The sequence below is a fragment of the Methylovirgula sp. 4M-Z18 genome (genome assembly GCF_037890675.1).
Lineage (GTDB): Bacteria > Pseudomonadota > Alphaproteobacteria > Rhizobiales > Beijerinckiaceae > 4M-Z18.
On the sequence record NZ_CP149574.1, the window covers coordinates 3,020,830 to 3,040,357 of the forward strand.

General features: G+C 62.3%; 18 protein-coding genes. 12 read left to right on the top strand and 6 right to left on the bottom strand.

Annotation, left to right across the window (positions count from 1 at the left end):
• Position 1: 1 nt before the first annotated feature.
• On the bottom strand, positions 2 to 781 hold the full coding sequence (gene phnF / locus V9T28_RS13960) for a phosphonate metabolism transcriptional regulator PhnF (protein WP_116399526.1): 780 nt from the start codon (positions 779 to 781) through the stop codon (positions 2 to 4).
• 62 nt (positions 782 to 843) lie between these two features.
• Here phnF and phnG point away from each other — a divergent pair, with 62 nt between their 5' ends.
• From phnG to V9T28_RS14000, 8 genes are read left to right on the top strand one after another with little or no spacing between them, the layout of a single operon-like run.
• Positions 844 to 1,305, top strand: a complete 462-nt coding sequence (gene phnG / locus V9T28_RS13965) for a phosphonate C-P lyase system protein PhnG (RefSeq protein ID WP_116399527.1) — start codon at positions 844 to 846, stop codon at positions 1,303 to 1,305.
• On the top strand, positions 1,305 to 1,919 hold the full coding sequence (phnH, locus tag V9T28_RS13970; RefSeq protein WP_116399528.1) for a phosphonate C-P lyase system protein PhnH: 615 nt from the start codon (positions 1,305 to 1,307) through the stop codon (positions 1,917 to 1,919). The genes phnG and phnH overlap by 1 nt, the downstream gene beginning before the upstream one ends.
• Positions 1,919 to 3,043: a carbon-phosphorus lyase complex subunit PhnI gene (locus tag V9T28_RS13975; protein ID WP_116399529.1), complete on the top strand. Its 1,125-nt coding sequence runs from the start codon at positions 1,919 to 1,921 to the stop codon at positions 3,041 to 3,043. Before phnH ends, V9T28_RS13975 begins: the two co-directional genes overlap by 1 nt.
• Positions 3,040 to 3,978, top strand: coding sequence for an alpha-D-ribose 1-methylphosphonate 5-phosphate C-P-lyase PhnJ (locus V9T28_RS13980; protein WP_116399530.1), 939 nt, complete (start codon positions 3,040 to 3,042; stop codon positions 3,976 to 3,978). The genes V9T28_RS13975 and V9T28_RS13980 overlap by 4 nt, the downstream gene beginning before the upstream one ends.
• On the top strand, positions 3,975 to 4,772 hold the full coding sequence (gene phnK, locus V9T28_RS13985; protein WP_116399531.1) for a phosphonate C-P lyase system protein PhnK: 798 nt from the start codon (positions 3,975 to 3,977) through the stop codon (positions 4,770 to 4,772). The genes V9T28_RS13980 and phnK overlap by 4 nt, the downstream gene beginning before the upstream one ends.
• Before the next feature lie 34 nt (positions 4,773 to 4,806).
• On the top strand, positions 4,807 to 5,505 hold the full coding sequence (gene phnL / locus V9T28_RS13990; protein ID WP_116399532.1) for a phosphonate C-P lyase system protein PhnL: 699 nt from the start codon (positions 4,807 to 4,809) through the stop codon (positions 5,503 to 5,505).
• Positions 5,502 to 6,644 carry an alpha-D-ribose 1-methylphosphonate 5-triphosphate diphosphatase gene (locus V9T28_RS13995; RefSeq protein ID WP_116399533.1) on the top strand — a complete coding sequence of 381 codons (1,143 nt, stop codon included), beginning with the start codon at positions 5,502 to 5,504 and terminating at the stop codon, positions 6,642 to 6,644. The genes phnL and V9T28_RS13995 overlap by 4 nt, the downstream gene beginning before the upstream one ends.
• Positions 6,645 to 6,646: 2 nt before the next feature.
• Positions 6,647 to 7,363: a DUF1045 domain-containing protein gene (locus tag V9T28_RS14000; protein WP_116399534.1), complete on the top strand. Its 717-nt coding sequence runs from the start codon at positions 6,647 to 6,649 to the stop codon at positions 7,361 to 7,363.
• A gap of 16 nt (positions 7,364 to 7,379) precedes the next feature.
• Here V9T28_RS14000 and phnN read toward each other — a convergent pair whose 3' ends face one another.
• Positions 7,380 to 7,937, bottom strand: coding sequence for a phosphonate metabolism protein/1,5-bisphosphokinase (PRPP-forming) PhnN (gene phnN / locus V9T28_RS14005; protein WP_158554725.1), 558 nt, complete (start codon positions 7,935 to 7,937; stop codon positions 7,380 to 7,382).
• Between the two features lie 142 nt (positions 7,938 to 8,079).
• The gene (locus V9T28_RS14010; protein WP_116399536.1) at positions 8,080 to 9,483 is read right to left on the bottom strand and encodes a helix-turn-helix domain-containing protein; all 1,404 of its coding nucleotides are present in this window, start codon (positions 9,481 to 9,483) and stop codon (positions 8,080 to 8,082) included.
• A gap of 126 nt (positions 9,484 to 9,609) precedes the next feature.
• Between V9T28_RS14010 and V9T28_RS14015 the strand changes: the two genes are divergently transcribed.
• Both V9T28_RS14015 and V9T28_RS14020 read left to right on the top strand, forming a co-directional pair.
• Positions 9,610 to 11,202 carry an isocitrate lyase gene (locus V9T28_RS14015; RefSeq protein ID WP_116399537.1) on the top strand — a complete coding sequence of 531 codons (1,593 nt, stop codon included), beginning with the start codon at positions 9,610 to 9,612 and terminating at the stop codon, positions 11,200 to 11,202.
• A gap of 79 nt (positions 11,203 to 11,281) precedes the next feature.
• Positions 11,282 to 11,461, top strand: coding sequence for a hypothetical protein (locus V9T28_RS14020; RefSeq protein ID WP_116399538.1), 180 nt, complete (start codon positions 11,282 to 11,284; stop codon positions 11,459 to 11,461).
• 172 nt (positions 11,462 to 11,633) lie between these two features.
• Here V9T28_RS14020 and gyrB read toward each other — a convergent pair whose 3' ends face one another.
• The 3 genes from gyrB to recQ form a co-directional block, all read right to left on the bottom strand.
• Positions 11,634 to 14,081, bottom strand: coding sequence for a DNA topoisomerase (ATP-hydrolyzing) subunit B (gene gyrB / locus V9T28_RS14025; RefSeq protein ID WP_116399539.1), 2,448 nt, complete (start codon positions 14,079 to 14,081; stop codon positions 11,634 to 11,636).
• A 157-nt stretch (positions 14,082 to 14,238) separates the two neighbouring features.
• Positions 14,239 to 14,856: a LysE family translocator gene (locus tag V9T28_RS14030; RefSeq protein WP_116399540.1), complete on the bottom strand. Its 618-nt coding sequence runs from the start codon at positions 14,854 to 14,856 to the stop codon at positions 14,239 to 14,241.
• A gap of 136 nt (positions 14,857 to 14,992) precedes the next feature.
• Positions 14,993 to 16,804, bottom strand: coding sequence for a DNA helicase RecQ (recQ, locus tag V9T28_RS14035; RefSeq protein WP_116399541.1), 1,812 nt, complete (start codon positions 16,802 to 16,804; stop codon positions 14,993 to 14,995).
• 223 nt (positions 16,805 to 17,027) lie between these two features.
• Between recQ and V9T28_RS14040 the strand changes: the two genes are divergently transcribed.
• A complete protein-coding gene (locus V9T28_RS14040; protein WP_116399542.1) occupies positions 17,028 to 18,290 on the top strand; it encodes a GTP cyclohydrolase II in 1,263 nt (420 codons plus the stop codon).
• A 2-nt stretch (positions 18,291 to 18,292) separates the two neighbouring features.
• Entirely contained in the window at positions 18,293 to 19,525 is a 1,233-nt protein-coding gene (locus V9T28_RS14045; RefSeq protein WP_116399543.1) for a URC4/urg3 family protein, read from the top strand.
• The last annotated feature ends 3 nt before the right edge of the window (positions 19,526 to 19,528 follow it).

Sequence of the window (19,528 nt, forward strand, 5' to 3'; positions counted from 1 at the left end):
CTCAAAACCCCTCGCGCGCCAGCAAGAACTCGATGCGCTCCGGATTGAACGCGCTTTCCACCAGATGCAGCGGCGTGCCATCGCCGAGCCCGTCGATACTGATCGACACAAGAATCGGCGCACCGACGGCGATGTCCAGCCGCGCCGCCTCGGACTTGCCGGCGCCGCGCGCGAGAATGCGCGTCGACAGGCGCTCATAATCCTCGATGCCGTAGGATTTCAGCATGGCGGTGATCGACGCGCCAGCGCGCACGATGGCTTCCGGCAAGCCCGCAAAGCGCGCGGCCGACACGTGGTGGATTGAAAAGGAAACGGGCTTTGCATCGGCAGCGCTCAGGGTTTGAAACCGCCAGACGGATGTACCGGACGGCAGCTTGAGCGCGGCCGCCACATCGGCCTGCGCGCTGATCGAACGCGCGTTCAGTAAGAGACGGTTTGATGCGGCAATGCCGGCGCCGCGCAAGTTGGCGCTGAACGACACGCGCCGCCCCAGCCGATAGAGGAGCGGGCGCTGGCGCACGAAGCTGCCGCGCCCCTGCTCCACCGAAATGAAGCCCTGCTCCTGCAAATGATGAAAGGCGCGGCGCACCGTATGGCGGTTGACGCCATGGGCCTCGGCAAGATCGAGCACGGTCGGCAGCGCATCGCCCTCAGCGAGTTCGCCGCTGCGAATCCGTGCGAGCAGCGTATCGGCGATCGTCTTCCAAGCCGGCCCTGCGCCGGATGGGGGAATGCCGCCTCCATTCGGAACGGGCTTTTCTGCCGGGGCGTCCTGTGTCATAAAGACGTTACTCGAAAGGTCTAGACCTTTTGGCGTTTTAAGATCCGGACTTGGAGCTGTCAATGACCGCTGTGTCCCCACCCGACAGGACCCCGCGCCAGCGCTGGATGGCGGTGTTGGCGCGCGCCACCCAGGCGGAACTGGAGGCCATTTTCCATCGGCTCGGCGGCGAGCCGCCCCATCAGATGTTGAAGGCGCCAGAATGCGCCACGCTGATGGTCGAGGGGCGGACCGGCGGGAGCGGCCAGCGCTTCAATCTCGGCGAGGCCACATTGACGCGCTGTGTGGTCCGACTCGACGAGGGTCAGGTCGGCTTTTCCTACGCGCTTGGCCGCGACAAGCGCAAAGCGCGCCTCGCCGCCTTGCTCGATGCCCTGCTGCAGGCGCCGGAGCGGCAAGAGGTTTTGCTCAACGAGACCGTCGCCCCCTTGGCCGCGCGACAGGAGGCGGCGCGCGCCGAGGACCGGCGTCAAGCCGCTGCGACGAAAGTCGATTTCTTCACCCTGGTACGAGGCGACGGCTGATGGAGACGCAGAAGGATTTGACGCAAGGCTTTGCCGCGCCCGTCTTCGACGCGCAGAAAGTCTTCCGCGCGGTTCTCGGCGCCCTCTCCACGCCCGGCCGGATTTTCGCGCTCAACGACCTGCGGCTCCAGCCGCCGGACGAGCTTCCCCTCGCGGCGGCGGCAATGCTGCTGACCCTTGCCGACCACGAGACACCGGTCTGGTGGCCGGCCGCGCTCAGCGCCGGCGCCGCGCCGCGCTGGCTCACCTTCCATACCGGCGCACGCGTGGCGCGCAACGTCGCCGAGGCGCGTTTCGCCCTTCTCGACGGGGCGGCAGACAACCCGCCACTCAGCGCTTTCGATTCCGGCGAGGACCGCTATCCCGACCGGGCGGCAACGCTGATCCTTCTGTGCTCTTCGCTCGACGGCGGCGAACCGGTCGTGCTGCGCGGGCCTGGCATTGACGGGTCCGCGATTGCCGCGCCGCAAGGCCTGCCTGCCGATTTCTGGGCACAAACGGCCGCCAATCAAGCGCGCTTTCCCCTGGGCGTCGATTTTCTCTTCGCGTCGGGCGACGGGCTTTTCGGCCTGCCGCGTTCGACCCAGATCTCCATGCCGAAAGGAGCCGCATAATGTATGTTGCGGTCAAAGGCGGCGAGGCCGCCATCCGTGCGACCCATGATTTGATCGCCACGAAACGGCGCGGCGATCCGGACGTACCGGAGCTCGGCGTCGCGCAAATCCGCGAGCAGATGAGCCTTGCGGTTGCGCGCGTCATGAACGAAGGCTCGCTATACGATCAGGACCTCGGCGCGCTCGCGCTGAAGCAGGCGCAGGGCGATGCGATCGAGGCGGCCTTTCTGCTGCGCGCCTATCGCACGACGTTGCCGCGCGTCGGCTCGTCCGCGCCGCTCGACACGGCGCAGATGACCATTCACCGCCGCATCTCGGCGATCTACAAGGATCTCCCGGGCGGCCAGATGCTCGGCCCGACCTACGATTACACCCACCGCCTCTTCGATTTTACGCTTCTGGCGGAGCAACCGGCATGGCCGGTTCAATCGCTCGGCACGGCAGGCGTGGACGCGGATGCCACAATCAAAGAGGCAATGCCGCGCGTGCCCGACATTCTGGGCGAAGAGGGCCTGATGGAACCCGAGACCCCTCCGGACGGCGACCCGCGCCCCTTTGATCTGACCCGCGATCCGGTCGAATTTCCCGCCGAACGCGACGTGCGCCTGCAGACTCTGGCGCGCGGCGACGAGGGATTCCTGCTCGGCCTCGCCTATTCGGTCCAGCGCGGCTTTGGCGGCAACCATCCTTTCGCCGGCGAAATTCGTCTCGGCGACGTAGCGGTCGAATTCGTGCCCGAGGAACTCGGCTTTGCCGTCGACCTCGGCGACATCACCATCACCGAATGCCAGATGGTCAATCAGTTTCAAGGCGGCAAGGACGTGCCGCCGCAATTCACGCGCGGCTACGGGCTGGCGTTTGGGCATGCCGAGCGCAAGGCCATGTCGATGGCGATCATGGACCGCGCGCTCAAAGCGGGCTCCTATGGCGAAAGCGCGGAGTATCCTGCGCAGCAGGAGGAATTCGTCCTCTACCATTGCGACAATGTCGAAGCCGCCGGTTTCGTCGAACATCTCAAGATGCCGCACTACGTCGATTTCCAAGGCGAGCTCGAGTTGCTGCGCAAGATCCGCCGTGAGCAGCAGGAACGCGGCGTCGGGGCCAAGCTGGAGGCAGATGCATGAACACGAGCGTGCCCGCCGCGCAAGCCGCGCAGAAACATGATCCGGATTATAATTACGGCTATCTCGACGAGCAGACCAAGCGCATGATCCGCCGCGCTTTGCTGAAAGCGGTGGCCATTCCCGGCTATCAGGTGCCGTTCAGCAGCCGCGAAATGCCGCTGGCGCGCGGCTGGGGCACCGGTGGCATTCAGATCACTGCGGCGTTGATCGGCCCCAACGATCATTTGAAAGTCATCGATCAGGGTGCCGACGACACGACCAATGCGGTCTCGATCCGCCGTTTCTTCGCGCGCGTCACCGGCGTTGCGACCACGGAGGCAACGGGCGAGGCGACCATCATTCAGACACGCCACCGCGTGCCGGAACAGCCGCTCACCGAGCAGCAGATTCTCGTCTTTCAAGTGCCGCAGCCAGAACCTTTGCGCAAGCTCGAACCGTCCGAAGCCGAAACACGCAAGATGCACGCCTGGAGCGAATATGGCTCGATGCATGTGCGGCTTTATGAGGACATCGCCCGCTTCGGCCATGTGGCGACGACCTATTCGTATCCGGTGCTCGTGAACGGCCGCTACGTCATGTCACCGTCGCCGATTCCGAAATTCGACAATCCGAAATTGCATCGCATGCCGGCACTGCAACTATACGGGGCGGGCCGCGAAAAGCGCATCTATGCCATTCCGCCTCACACCGAGGTGCGCAGTCTCGATTTCGAGGATCATCCGTTCACGGTGCAGACATGGAACGAACCTTGCGCTTTGTGCAATGCTGCCGACAGCTATCTCGATGAAGTCATCGTCGACGATCGCGGCAAGCGGATGTTCGTGTGCTCAGACACCGACTATTGCACCGGCCGCCGCGCCGCGGGCCATAAAGGTGCGCAACTTGCCGACGCCGAAGACTTGCACTATCTCGCCAAAGAGGAGACCGAGCGATGACCGGACGGCCATGGATCGGCTCCGACGCTGAGCCTTTGCTGCAGGTCGAGCACTTGAGCAAATTTTACGGTGCACGCGTCGGCTGCCACAATATTTCCTTCACGCTCTGGCCCGGCGAAGTGCTCGGAATCGTCGGCGAATCCGGGTCCGGCAAATCGACTTTGCTGCGCTGCCTCGCCGGTCTCGACATGCCGAGTGCCGGTGCCGTTCGCTTCCGCGCGAATGACACGCTGACCGATATTTTCGCTTTGTCCGAACCGGCGCGGCGGCACATGATGCGCACGCAATGGGGCATCGTGCATCAAAACCCGCGCGATGGCTTGCGCATGGATGTCAGTGCCGGCGGCAATATCGGCGAACGCCTGATGGACCAAGGCGTACGCCATTACGGTGCCATCCGCACGGCGGCCCTCGACTGGCTGCAACGGGTCGAAATCAGCGCGGGCCGCATCGACGATCATCCGAGCCAATTCTCCGGCGGCATGCAGCAACGATTGCAGATCGCCCGCGTGCTCGTCTCGCAGCCGCGCCTGGTGTTCATGGACGAGCCGACGGGCGGGCTCGATGTCTCGGTCCAAGCGCGGCTCCTCGATCTGCTGCGCGTGCTGGTGCGCGATCTCGGCATTGCGGCCGTGATCGTCACCCACGATCTTGCCGTCGCACGCCTGCTGACCGACCGGCTGATGGTGATGAAGGATGGCATTGCCGTCGAGGAAGGCCTCACCGATCAAGTGCTCGACGATCCGCATCACGCTTACACACAATTGCTGACCTCCGCCGTTCTGGCGGCGTAATCAGCCTGTCACGAAGAAGAGCGAGAAGATTGCCATGACGATCATGCTGCAGGCCACAGGCCTGTCGAAACGCTTTGTGATGCACCATCAGAATCACGTGCAATTGCCCGTCTTTGCCGAGGTTGATCTCACTGTCGAACGCGGCGAAGCGGTGATTCTGAGCGGTCCGTCCGGCGTCGGCAAATCAAGCCTGTTGCGCATTCTCTATGGCAATTATCGCCCGAGCCAAGGACATGTATTCGTGCGACACGGCGATGAGATGATCGATATCGTCACGGCGACGCCGCGGCGTGTGCTTGACATCCGCCGCACGTCCATGAGTTTCGTCAGTCAGTTCCTGCGCGTCATTCCGCGCGTGTCGACGCTCGACATCGTCAAGGATCCGATGCTCGCCCGCGGCTGGGACGACGCAACGGCGACGGCACGCGCGCAAGGCATGCTCACCCGTCTCAATCTGCCGGAACGTCTGTGGCCGCTCGCGCCTGCGACCTTCTCGGGCGGCGAACAACAGCGCGTCAACATTGCCCGCAGCTTCGCCGACCCGGCGCCGATCATGCTGCTCGACGAGCCGACCGCGTCGCTCGATGCCGCCAACCGCGATGTCGTCGTCGATCTCATTCGCGACGCGCGGCGACAGGGCGCGGCAATCGTCGGCATCTTTCATGACGAAGCGGTGCGCGAACGTATCGCCACGCGCTATCTCAATCTCACCCATTACAAGGCCGCCGCATGACCACGATTCTGACCAACGCCCAACTCGTTTTGGAAGACGAAGTCCGCACCGGCACCATCGTCTTCGACAAGGCCGGCATCCAGGCCGTCGATACGGGCCTGAGTTCCCTGCCGCAGGCGCAGGATGTCGGCGGAGACTATGTCACGCCGGGCATCGTCGAAATGCATACCGACAATATGGAGAAGCATTTCGTGCCCCGCCCCGGCGTCTTCTGGCCCGATGGCCTCGCGGCAGCGCTCGCCCATGATGCACAAATGGCGGCGGCCGGCGTGACCACCGTCTACGACTCGATCTGTATCGGCTCTGTCTTCGGTCAAAAGGATTACCGGCGCGACATTTTCCGGCATGTGATCGATGCTGTTGAAAAAGGCGTTGCGGTCCAGGCGTTTCGCATCGATCACAAAATTCACCTGCGCTGCGAATTGAGCGGCGACGAATTGCTCAGCGATGTCGAACCCTATGTCAACAACGACCTCGTGCGGCTGCTGTCGCTCATGGATCATACGCCGGGGCAAAGGCAATGGCGCAACCTCGATGATCTCAAGCGCTTCTATGTCGGCGGCGGCGAAAAGACCGTTGCCGAATATGAGGAGAATGTCGCACTGCATACGGCGGTCGGCGCCGAAAACCATCGCAAGAATCTGCCGCTTCTGCTGGCCTTGTTCGAGGGACGCGATCTTGCTATCGCCACCCATGACGACACGACCGAAGAGGATGTTGCGGAAGGCGTCGCGTGCGGCGCCGTGATTTCGGAGTTTCCGACAACCGTGGAAGCAGCAACAGCCGCGAAAGCGGCGGGCCTTGCCACGATCGCAGGCGCGCCCAATGTCGTGCGCGGCGGCTCGCATTCCGGCGGCGTCTCCGCCGCGGAGCTCGCGACGCTCGGCGTTCTCGACGGCCTTTCGTCCGACTATGTGCCCGCAAGCCTGCTGCAAGCCGTACTCACCTTGCACAATGCCTATGGCCTTCCGTTCACCAAGGCGATGGGCATGGTCACTCGGAACGTCGCCGACATGGTCGGCTTGCGCGACCGCGGCCATCTCAAGCCGGGCCTGCGCGCCGATATCCTGCGCTTCCGCGCGCTCGGCAGCACGCCCGTCGTCGCGAATGTCTGGTCCAATGGCACTTTGGCGTTCTGAACATGACCCAGCCGCGATACGCCATCTATTACGCGCCCGCAACGACCGACCCACTCTGGCATTTTGGCTCCGGCGTGCTGGGCTACGATGCGCAAAGCGGTACGGACCTGCCGCGGCGCCTGCCGGAGCTTAGCGGCAAGCCTTGGCATGAGGTGACGTCCGACCCACGCAAATATGGCTTTCACGCCACGCTGAAGGCGCCGTTCCATTTGCGGGAGGGAAGATCCGAGAGGGAGCTGATGGCCGCTGTCGGCGACTTTGCCGCCCAAACCATCGCCGTGAAGACGCCCGACTTGTGCGTGAAGACGCTGGGGCCATTCATCGCGCTTGCCTTCGCGGCGCCAAGTCAAGCGGTACAGGATCTGGCCGCATCGGTGACCCGATATTTCGAACCCTACCGCGCACCGCTTACCGCTGCGGATCGAAATCGCCGATTGCAATCGCCGCTGACTGCCACGCAGATCAAATATCTCGACCTCTACGGCTATCCTTACGTCTTCGAGGAATTTCGCTTTCATATGACCTTGACCGGACCGATGCATCCGGAAGAGCGCGCGGAAGCCTTGCAACTGCTCACGCAAGCCTATGCGGAGCAAGTCTCCGTCCCCTATGTGACGCTTCGTGACCTTGCGCTTTTCAAGCAGCCTTCGCCGACGGAGCGGTTTCGCATCATCGCCCGCGCGCCGCTTAAGATCGGAACGGTCGAGGCGCTTGTCTAACCGCTCCGACTCGATATCAGGCGCTGCTCAAAATTGCGGTGAAACGGGCTGCAGCCTCCTCCAATGTGCCATTGTTGGTCAACGGGACGAGCGTGGCATTCGTTACGCTGAGCGGCGCCTCGCGCGCAAGACGGCGCTTGATTTCGGCGGCATCCTCCCGTCCCCGCGCGGCGATTCGGCGCGCCAGAATGTCCGGATCACACGATACATGCACGACGAGAACGCGCGCGAACAAATCTTCGATTTGTGGAATCATCGTGCGTGACACATTCACGGTGACAATGCGGCCCGCCGCCACCTCGTCCAAGACCCGCACGGGAATGCCATAGTGATAGCCATGCGCCTGCCAGGCGAGCGCGAACTGCCCGCCGCGCGCGGCTTGCGCGAATTCCGCTTCGCTCAAGCTGTCATGGTCCTCGCTCGCGTCATGCATCGAGCGCGTCACGACTCGGCGCGGAAAGCAAAACCGCGGGTCATCCGCCAAGCGCACCCGCGCAGCGGAAATCAAGGAATCCTTGCCGGTGCCGGAGGGGCCGACAACCGCAACGAGGCGGCCTAAACCCGCGTAAGACATGTGCCTGCCACGCTGTTCGCAAATCATTCGCGTTCGCCGTACCAGCGATTTATGACAAAATGGCAGAAGTCGCGGATTACGCGAGAGAAAATTTCGCGAGATTTCATTTCATAACAATGGTCGCGAAGAGTGACCGTTGGTATCACATATCGGAGAACCCGAAGGGCGCGACTGTACGACGGTAATCGTCCGGGAGAATCTGGCGACCGATCGGCGGTTCGGAACGCGCAATGCACGTGATGCGGTGGCACAGGCGGCACGTGATGCCGATCGGCGTTGCAGTTATCGGGTCTGGATGCTCGCGGCTATAGATCAAGCGTTCCGCATGCTTCGCTTCGCACACGAGCGCGACGGCACGTTCCATGCGCACCGCTTCAAAAGCGCCGCCTCCCGCACCAACGGTCCGCGCAACGGAAAAGAAGCGCTGGCCATCCGGCAATTCGAGCCACTGCGTCAGAATCTTGCCCGGCGTCTTGAAGGCTTGATGGACTGTCCAAAGTGGACATCCGCCGCCGTGTCGCGCGAAGGGAAAGGTGCCGCTGTTGAGCCTCTTGGAAACGTTTCCAGCGCCGTCCACGCGGATGAAGAAGAATGGAACGCGTTCGTGGCCCGGTTTTTGGAGTGTGGTCAACCGATGGGCCGTCTGTTCGAAGCTCGTTCCGAACTGCCGGGAGAGAGCCTCGATATCGTAGCGGCGCGCCTCGACAGCTTTGGCGAATGCCGCATAGGGCATGATGATGGCCGCCGCGCAATAGGCGGCCAACGCCCGATTGGCGAGGCGGCGGGCGCTTTCGCCCTCCAGATTACCTTCCTGCGCGACGCTCCGCATGTTTTCCGCGAATTCAAGGTAGGCGAGCTGCTGGGCAAGCTGAAATTGTTGGCTTTCCGGATCGAGCGCCTCGTCCAGCAAAAGCTCCTTTCGGTGCCAGTCCAAGCGCCGCAGCGAGCCGGTCATAACATCGACGGGCAGCCGCCGCACACGCAACTGATGCCGTTGTTTAAAATAGCTGACCAGCCCCCCGGCATCCGCCACTTTCGCGGCCAATCGCTCAGCTTCGGCATCGAGAATGGGAAAACAATTGCGGCGCGCGGCAAGAAAGCCGCGCACGGCGGCGACTGGGTCGCCTGGGACAGCGACACCATCCGCGAGCGTCTCCTGTCGCCGATCCGCGAGGGCAAATTGATTTTCCTTGTAAGCCGTGTGCAGCCGGAGCATGGCCTCCGCCAGGCCGGGGAAGCTGTGCACAGCGTCGGCAATCTCCAAAGGCATGACATCGATGTCCGAGAAAATCGGGTCGCGCATCACCTCTTCGAGCCGAACGATCAAATCGGGCCCTGTTTCGTCGGCAAAGTCAGAGAAATCAGCCTTATAGGCCCTGGCAAGCCTCAGCAGGATCTCCGCCGTCACGGGCCGCTGGTTCCGCTCCATGAGCGCGATGTAGGAGGGCGAGACGTCAAGATCCGCCGCCATATTTGCCTGAGTCAGCCCAAGATCGCGGCGAAGACGCCGCAGTCGGGGTCCGAGATAGACGCCGTGCTTGTCCATGACATCATTACAACATTACATCCAATATTTGTAAAGTTTGACAGAGTGACATCAGAGGACCTCCCGCATCGCACCAAACAGGCGTTTAGTCCCTCGCAACCGCAACATGAGACGTTTGGAGGAACAATGTCGTATCAGACCCTTGTCGGTGAGGCCGATAAGCTCATCGAGGAAAACCAGAATTGGACCGGAATCACCCCCGAGGCCGTTGCCAGAATGCGGCTGCAAAATCGCTTCCGGACTGGCCTAGACATCGCGCGCTACACGGCGAAAATCATGCGCAAGGACATGGCGGCGTATGACCAAGACCCGGGCAAGTACACGCAGTCGCTCGGCTGCTGGCACGGATTTATCGGACAGCAGAAAGTCATTTCGCTTAAAAAACATTTCGGTTCGACGGAGCGCCGGTACCTTTACCTGTCGGGCTGGATGGTCGCGGCTCTGCGCTCGGAATTCGGACCGCTGCCGGACCAGTCGATGCATGAAAAGACGAGCGTCCCCGCTCTGGTTGAGGAGCTGTATACGTTCCTGCGCCAAGCGGACTCGCGCGAACTCGCCATGCTCTTTCGTGACATCGACAAGGCGCGCGCGGCTGGCGACAGGGCGCGCGAAGCGCAATTGCAGCGTCAGGTCGACAATCATCAAACCCATGTCGTTCCGATCATTGCCGATATCGACGCCGGTTTCGGCAACGCGGAAGCGACGTATTTGCTGGCCAAAAAAATGATCGAGGCCGGCGCTTGCGCGCTGCAGATCGAAAACCAGGTCTCCGACGAGAAGCAGTGCGGCCACCAGGATGGCAAGGTGACGGTGCCGCACGAGGATTTCGTCGCCAAGATCCGCGCCTGCCGCTATGCTTTTCTCGAACTTGGCATCGACGACGGTATCATTGTCGCGCGCACGGACTCGCTTGGCGCGGGGCTGACAAAGCAGATCGCATTCAGTGCGAGCGAAGGCGACATCGGCGATCAGTACAACTCATTCCTTGATTGCGATGAAGTTGCACAAGGCGAGCACACGAACGGCGAGGTCCTCATCACCCGCGGCGCGAAAGTGTTGCGCCCGAAGCGGCTACGCTCGAACCTGTTCCGATTCCGTGAAGGCACGGGCGCCGATCGATGCGTCTTGGACTGCATCAACGCGCTCCAGAACGGTGCTGATCTTCTCTGGATCGAAACAGAGAAGCCGCATATCGAACAGATCGCGGGCATGGTTGACAGGATTCGCGATGTCATTCCGAATGCGAAACTTGTCTATAACAACTCGCCGTCGTTCAATTGGACGCTCAATTTCCGTCAGCAAGTGTTCGATGCTTGGAAGGAGCTGGGCGTGGACGTCTCTGGCTACGACCGCGCGAAACTCATGGCGGAAGACTATGACAGCACGCCGCTAGCGGCCGAGGCGGATGAGAAGATCCGGACGTTTCAGCGCGATGCGTCACAACGCGCCGGGATTTTCCACCACCTCATCACGTTGCCGACCTACCACACGGCGGCGCTCTCGACCGACAACCTCGCCAAGGAATATTTCGGCGATCAAGCCATGCTCGGCTATGTCGCTAATGTCCAACGCAAGGAAATCCGCCAAGGCATTGCCTGCGTCAAGCATCAGAACATGTCGGGTTCGGACTTGGGCGACGACCACAAGGAGTATTTCTCCGGCGAGGCAGCGCTGAAGGCGGCCGGCGAACACAACACGATGAATCAGTTCGCCGCGTGATTGAAAAAATGCGCGGTGGACCACCACCGCCCAATGCCAACAGCAATTCGACTAACGACACAGCACCAGCGGAGGCATTATGTCCAAGACCCTTGAAGCACCGAAACCCCAGGAGCCCCAACGGGCACGTGCAGTCTTTTCGCAAGAGGATTTCGAACTCATCAGAATGGCGATCACGCACTACATGAAGGAAGTGAAAGACACTCCGCAATCAGTCAAATATTCGAATCTGTATCACCGCCTCGGTCGGGTCACCTGACCATTCGAGGCGTTCTGGATCTCGATCGACAAGGCTATGGCCGGGCGCGCATTAAAGGCGCCCGGCGGCGTCGCGCGAACCTCGATACCTACAGGCCTGCGTGGCCCGACCGACGAGATGGTTTGCTTCGCGCAAACCCTCCGTCAGTTTTAGGTGACATCACCTTGCGGAGCTACACGTCCAAATTCGCGACGCTCGCATTCGTCTGGATGAATTCGCGACGCGGCTCGACCACATCGCCCATCAGCTTGACGAAAATATCATCGGCTTCGTCCATTTCCTTCACGCGAACCTGCAGCAGCGAGCGGGCATTGCGGTCGAGGGTGGTTTCCCAGAGCTGGTCGGGATTCATTTCGCCAAGGCCTTTGTAGCGCTGGGTCTTGATGCCCTCACGTCCCGCCGCCATGACGGCATCGACAAGCGCGCTCGGCCCTGCGACCGCATGGACAACACTCTTGCGATGGAGCGTTGCGGGACGGGCGTAAATGTCGCCGAGCGAGCGTGCGTGCTCATCGAGCTTGCGCGCTTCCGCCGAGGCCAGCAGCCCCGCATCGAGAACGGCGGCGTGACGCACGCCGCGCACTTCGCGCGTGAAGATATAGCCGCCGTTTTCGACACGGCATTCGCCATTCTGCTCGGTCTCGTCCGACAAACGGTTGAGCCGCACGGCAAGGTCATTCGCAAGGCGCGCCGCCTCGTCTTCGCCACGCTGCGCGATGGGCTTCAGCGCGCCGGCAATCGCCGCCTGCTCCACCACCGTGCGGTCGTAGCGCTGATGCAGCGACGACAGCAATTGCCGGATGAAGCGCGCCTCTTCGACCACGCCGCGCAGATCGGCGCCGGCGCGTTCCTCGCCCGACGGGAGCTTCAGAACCGCGCCTTCGATGCCATCGGTGAGCAGGAAATCCTCGAGCGCGCGCTCGTCCTTCAGATATTGCTCGGACTTGCCGCGCGTCACCTTGTAGAGCGGCGGCTGGGCGATGAAAATGTGGCCGTTCTCGATCAGCTCCGGCATCTGGCGGAAGAAGAAGGTGAGCAGCAAGGTGCGGATATGCGAGCCGTCGACGTCGGCGTCCGTCATGATGATGATCTTGTGATAGCGCAACTTGGCGAGATTGAAATCATCGCGGCCGATGCCGGCGCCAAGCGCCGTGATCAGCGTGCCGATTTCCTGGCTCGACAGCATCTTGTCGAAGCGCGCGCGCTCAACATTCAGAATCTTGCCGCGCAGCGGCAGGATCGCTTGGTACTTGCGGTCGCGCCCCTGTTTCGCCGAACCGCCTGCCGAGTCACCCTCGACGAGGAAAAGTTCGGATTTGGCCGGATCGCGCTCTTCACAATCGGCGAGTTTCCCGGGCAGATTGGCGACGTCGAGCGCGCCCTTGCGGCGCGTCAGTTCGCGCGCCTTGCGCGCCGCTTCGCGCGCCGCGGCGGCTTCCACCACCTTGCCGACAACGGTCTTGGCGTCGCTGGGGTGCTCCTCGAACCATTGGTTCAACGTCTCATTGACGATGTTCTCGACGACGGGCCGCACTTCGGACGATACGAGCTTGTCTTTCGTCTGCGACGAGAATTTCGGATCCGGCACTTTCACCGACACGACGCAGGTGAGGCCCTCGCGGCAATCATCGCCCGTTAGGTCGACCTTCTCCTTCTTGGCGAGGCCGGACGATTCCGCGTAAGCCGTGACCTGGCGCGTCAGCGCGCCGCGGAAGCCGGCCAAATGGGTGCCGCCGTCGCGCTGCGGAATGTTGTTGGTGAAGACGAGCACGTTCTCGTGGTAGGAATCATTCCACCACAAGGCGACCTCGACCGAGATGTTGTCCTTCTCGCCCGAAACCATGATGGGATTCGAGATCAGCGGCGCCTTGGCGCGGTCGAGATAGCGTACGAACGCTTCCAGGCCGCCCTCGTAATAGAGGTCCTCCACCTTCACTTCGGCGTGGCGTGCATCGGTCAGAACGATGTGCACGCCGGAATTGAGGAAGGCGAGTTCGCGCAGGCGATGTTCGATGGTGGCGTAATCATACTCCACCATCGTGAACGTTTCGGGCGAGGCGAGGAACGTGACTTCCGTACCCCGTTTCGGCTTGCCATCGACCTCCGGCGCCGGCCCCACTGTTTTCAGTGGCGCGGTCGCATCGCCATGGGCGAATTCGACGAAATGCTCCTGCCCATCGCGCCAGATCCGCAGACGCAGCCAGGTGGAGAGCGCATTGACCACCGACACGCCGACACCATGCAGACCGCCCGACACTTTGTAGGAATTCTGGTCGAACTTACCGCCCGCATGGAGCTGCGTCATGATGACTTCGGCGGCCGACACGCCCTCTTCCTTGTGGATGTCGGTCGGAATGCCTCGGCCGTTGTCGGTCACGGAGACCGAGCCGTCGGGATTGAGCGTCACCGTCACCAGAGTGGCATGGCCAGCCAAAGATTCATCGATGGCATTGTCGACGACTTCGTAGATCATGTGGTGCAGGCCGGAGCCGTCATCGGTGTCGCCGATATACATGCCGGGGCGCTTGCGCACCGCGTCGAGGCCTTTCAGCACCTTGATGGAATCGGCGCCATAGGCAGCGGGGGAACCGTTGTCGTCGTTGGTGTAATTGTCAGTCATATCGATCCGGGCTTGGCGGGGAAATCGGACGCCCGCGAGAGGTTTGATTCGAGTTCGTTCCTTTTAACCCGAATGGCCCGGAAATGCACGGATTTTCGACCTCGCGGAGCACCGCGCGACGTGTCATTTTTCTGTTATATATCAGTAATTTAAAAACTCAGCCACGGGTCGCGATGGCGACAGCCACGCCGGCCATGACGCCGGCCGCGCCGCGATTGATCATTTTCATCGCTCTGGCCGAGCGGAACAGGCGCCGGGCCCGCTCGGCGGCGAGGGCGTAACCGACGAGAACCGGGGTGATGATGCAGACCATCACGCCCGCCATCTGGGCAAAAACAGCCGGGCTCATATGGTCGAGATCGACCACGAGCGGCATGATCGAGAGGAAAAACACGATCACCTTGGGATTGCCGAGGGTGAGCGACAGACTGCCCAAAAACAGGCGCCAGCCCCGCTCGGAGCGCGGGGCCTCGGCCGCGTCGGCGGATGCGGCGGGGGCGCGCCACATTTTCCAGGCCAAGAACAGAAGATACGCGACGCCGGCGAATTTGATGGCGGTGAACAGGATCGCAAACGTATGGGCGATCACCGCAAGCCCGAGCGAGGCGATGGTGAACCAGATGAGGTCGCCGAGGACGATGCCGGCGATGAACGGCGCGATGCTGCGCAGACCGTGCCCCAGCACCCGCGCCAAAATCGCCGCAATTCCCGGCCCTGGCGTGGCGACGGCGGCGCAATAGATCGAGGCAAAAAGGAGGAGCGAGGGGAGCGACATGGCGATCTGCGACTGTAGTGGAAGCCCCAGATATAGGGCGAATGACGCGCGAACTCAACGAGCCCGTGACCAAGCCACAAAGGACCAGGGCGATAAAGGACCGCGACCGGGACGGTCGCGGTCCTTTATCGCCCCACTACAATTCCGCCAAGGCGTGCAGAAACGCCTCGCCATATTGGGTCAGCTTGCGCTCGCCGACCCCATAGACCTGGCGCATGTCGTCCAGCGTCGCCGGACGCTTTTCCGCCATATCGATGAGCGTGCGGTCGGCGAAGATCATGAAAGCGGCGACGCCCTCCTCCCGTGCGATTTCGCGGCGCAGCTTTTTCAGCCCCGCCAGCACCTCCGCCGTCGCCGCGTCGATCTCGGCGGCCGGCGCAGCGCGCTTTGCCGCTTCCTTGGCTTTTTGCCGCACTGTCTCCTTGACGTCGCGCAGCGCGACCGTCTCGCCGCCGCGCAGGATCGCGTCGCCCTTCGGCCCGATGCGGAAGCCGCCGAATTCCTCGCTCGCCGTTTCCAACGCGCCGTTCGCAAAAAGCTGGCGGATGATGGACGTCCATTGCGCCTTGGTCTTGTCGCGGCCAACGCCGAAAGTCTTCAATTGGTCGTGGCCGTTGCGCTGCATCTGCTCGGTTGGCGCACCGATCAAGAGATGCACGAGATAATCGCTGCCGAACCGCTGCCCCGTCCGCCAGATGGCGGAGAGCACCTTTTGCGCGTCGAGCGTGCCGTCGTAGGTCATCACCTTGCCCTGGCACATGTCGCAGGTGCCGCAGGGTCCGGAATTTTCGCCGAAATGGGACAGCAGCATCTGGCGCCGGCAGGCGGTCGCCTCGCATAGCATGGTCATGCTCGAGAGGCGGCGATGCTCGATTCGTCGCCGCCCATCGTCGAGCTGCTTTTCGTCGATCTGCCTGCGCCGCAGCGCCATATCGTCGAGGCCGTAAAGCGTCAGCGTATCGGCGGGCAAGCCGTCGCGACCGGCGCGGCCGATTTCCTGATAATAGGCTTCGACGCTTGCGGGCATATCGGCATGGGCGACGAAGCGCACGTCGGGCTTGTTGATGCCCATGCCGAACGCCACCGTCGCCACCGCGACGACGCCGTCCTCCTGCAGAAAGCGATCCTGGTGCCGGTGGCGCACGGCTTGATCGAGCCCGGCATGATAGGGAATGGCTTCAAATCCCTTGCCCTGAAAATACAGCGCCAGGTCCTCGGTGCGCTTACGCGAAGCGCAGTAGACAATGCCGCTCTGGCCACGATGCCGATCAAGAAAATCTCCGAGCTGCACGCGCGGCTTTTCCTTCGGCATGAAGCGCAAATGCAAATTCGGCCGGTCGAAGGAATGGACGAAAACTTTCGGCAACGTCTTGAACAGGCGCTCAACGATATCGCCTTGCGTCGCCCGGTCGGCGGTGGCGGTGAGCGCGACGACCTGCACGCCCCCGAGCGCTTCGACAGCCGCGCGCAATTGCCGATATTCTGGCCTGAAATCATGACCCCATTCGCTGATGCAATGGGCTTCGTCGATGGCGACGCGGGTGACGCCGGCACGCTGCAAATGCGGGATGAGGCCGTCGACCATCAGCCGCTCGGGCGAGACGAAGAGGATGCGCAAGAGGCCGTTGCGCAAAAGGCTCCAGGTCTCGCGCGTCTCGTCGTCGCTGTTCATCGAATTGAGCGTCGCCGCCGCAATGCCGAGCGTGCGCATCTGCTGCACCTGGTCGCGCATCAGCGCGATCAGCGGCGAGACGACCAGCGTAAGGCTCTCCTCGACCAGCGCCGGAAGCTGATAGCACATGGATTTACCGCTGCCTGTCGGCATGATCGCCAGCACCGGCTCGCCGGCCAAGACGGCCGCGATCACCTCTTCCTGACCGGGACGGAAATCGTCATAGCCGAAGACGGATTTGAGGAGCTCGCGAGCGCGCTGGGAGGAGCGAATCATGCGGCAAAGTAGCATGAAAGCTCGCCAGAGCATTTTCCAGAAAAGCTGTTCGACTTTTCGATTAAGAAAATGCGACAAAACAAAGAGTTAGAGTGATTTTCCGATTCTGAAAGAACGGAAAATGCTCTTGACGCGGTGGGGTGCCCTCGCTCTACAGTGGGGCCTGTGAATTTCCCTGCTCCGGCCCTATTTCATTAGGCGGGGCAGGCAGTTAGAGATCGATATGACCACCCCGAACCGCACCTCTCACATCCGCCTCACCTCGCATCCCGAACCTGGCCAGGCCGTCTTGCGCCACCCGATCCGCTGGGGCGCGTCGACACCGCAGGAGCGCGGGCCGATCATCGGGACGGTGACGCGTGCGGGCGAGCGCAATGTGATCGGTGCCCATGGCGGCGCCTATGGCCTCTACCGGGCGCTGGCGGTCTCCTCCGGTGCGCTCAACCCGCTCGCGCGGCCGGATCTCACCAACACGAGTCCGGCGGTGCAGATCGGCCCCTATGAGCAATGGTTCGATCCGGCCAAAATTGTCTCGATCGATCCTTGGGGTCATATCCCGCAGGATATTTTCGCGCGCAGGATCGCCGAAGGCCTCGACATCCGTCCGACGATCGCGGTGACGCGGGCGCGGCTCAACATGCCGGAGATTCTGACGGCCATGCGTGACAAACGCCTCGCGGCCGACGAGCAGATTTTGAAGAGCAACGGCGACATTGCCGTGACCAAAATCGCGATCGATCCGGTCTGGTATCTGCCCGGTATCGCCGCGCGGTTCAAAGTGACGGAAAACGAGCTGCGCCGGACCTTATTCGAGCAGACGGGCGGCATGTATCCGGAACTCGTCACACGGCCGGACCTGGAAGTCTTTCTGCCACCGATCGGCGGAGCAACCGCATACGTGTTCGGCGATGTCGCCAAGCTCGCCGACGGGCGCTCGCGCATCACCTGCCGCGTCCATGACGAATGCAACGGCTCGGACGTGTTCGGCTCGGACATTTGCACCTGCCGTCCCTATCTCACGCACGGAATCGAGGAATGCGTGCGTGAGGCGCAAAGCGGCGGTGTCGGCCTTATCGTGTACAACCGCAAGGAAGGCCGCGCGCTCGGCGAAGTCACGAAATTCCTCGTCTACAACGCGCGCAAGCGCCAGGAAGGCGGCGACACCGCAGCAACCTATTTCGAACGCACGGAATGCGTCGCCGGTGTGCAGGATGCCCGCTTCCAGCAATTGATGCCCGACCCGCTGCACTGGCTCGGAATCAGCAAGATCCATCGCTTCGTGTCGATGAGCAATATGAAATACGACGCGCTGATCGACGCCGGCATCGTCGTCGCAGAGCGTGTGCCAATCCCCGACGAACTCATTCCGCCGGATGCGTCGGTCGAAATGGAAGCCAAGAAAGCGGCCGGCTATTTCGCGCCGCAAGGCGCGCCGTCCGCGGAGGATTTGAAGAACACCGCGGGGCGTGGGTTGGAGAAATATTGAGTATGGCGATCTCTTCTTCTGCTGTGCGCTCGCTTTTGTCGGCGCGCGCGGTGCGCGAGCGTGCGCACGAATTGCTGGCCCATGCGGGGCGTGGGTCGCTGCAGCATTGGCGTGTGCATCGCGAACATCTGGCGTACATCGCCGATTACGTGCTCGATACGATCCAGCTGAAATATCCTGATCTCGATATTCCGTTCCACGCCCGTTGGCGGCACTTTCATGATCGCGCTGGTAAAAACCTTTGGGACACGGACCTGGCGCGTTTCGGCGGCGACCGCGCGGCGCGCGCGCGGGCCGAATTCGACCTCGCCATCGTCTCCGTTCTACTCGATGCGGGCGCGGGACCGGATTGGACATATCGCGATTCTCACGGCGCTTCCTATGCGCGCTCCGAAGGTCTCGCCATCGCCAGCCTCGACATGTTTGAGGTTGGCTGTTTTTCCATGTGCTCGGCGGACCCGCTGCGCGCCGATGCATCGAAATTGCGCGCGCTTCGAGTGGAGGATTTGCAAAAGGGCTTTCAGGCGAGTGCCGCGAACCCGCTCGCCGGCCTTGAGGGCCGCGTCGATCTCCTGCGCGCGCTCGGCCGCGCCGTCGCAGCGCAGCCGGAGTTTTTTGGCCGGCACGATGGCCCGCGGCCCGGCGGGCTTTACGATCATCTCGACGCCCGCGCCCAGGGTCAGCCACTTCCTGCGCCGGAAATCCTTGCCGTCGTGCTCGACTATTTGGGGCCGATCTGGCCGTCGCGGCTCAGCCTCGACGACGTTCCGCTCGGCGATACCTGGCACCATCCGCTCATCAAGCGGAACGATGCCACCCACGGCCTCATCCCCTTCCACAAATTGTCGCAATGGCTGTCCTATTCGCTGATCGAGCCATTGCAGCGCGCCGGCATCGCGGTGACCGAAATCGACGGCCTCACGGGCCTACCCGAATACCGGAACGGCGGCCTGTTCATGGATCTTGGCGCCATTTCCCTGAAAGACCCGTCCGAGGCAACACGCGCACACGAGCCATCCTCACCGCTCATCGTCGAATGGCGGGCGCTCACCGTCGCGCTGCTGGACGAAGTCGCCATCCTGATCCGCGCCAAGCTCGGGCAAGATGCGCAAAGCCTGCCGCTCGCCAAGGTGCTGGAGGGCGGCACCTGGGCGGCGGGGCGCAGAATAGCCGGGGAAAAGCGCGAAGGCGGCGGCCCGCCCCTTTCCATCGTGAGCGACGGCACAGTATTCTGATTC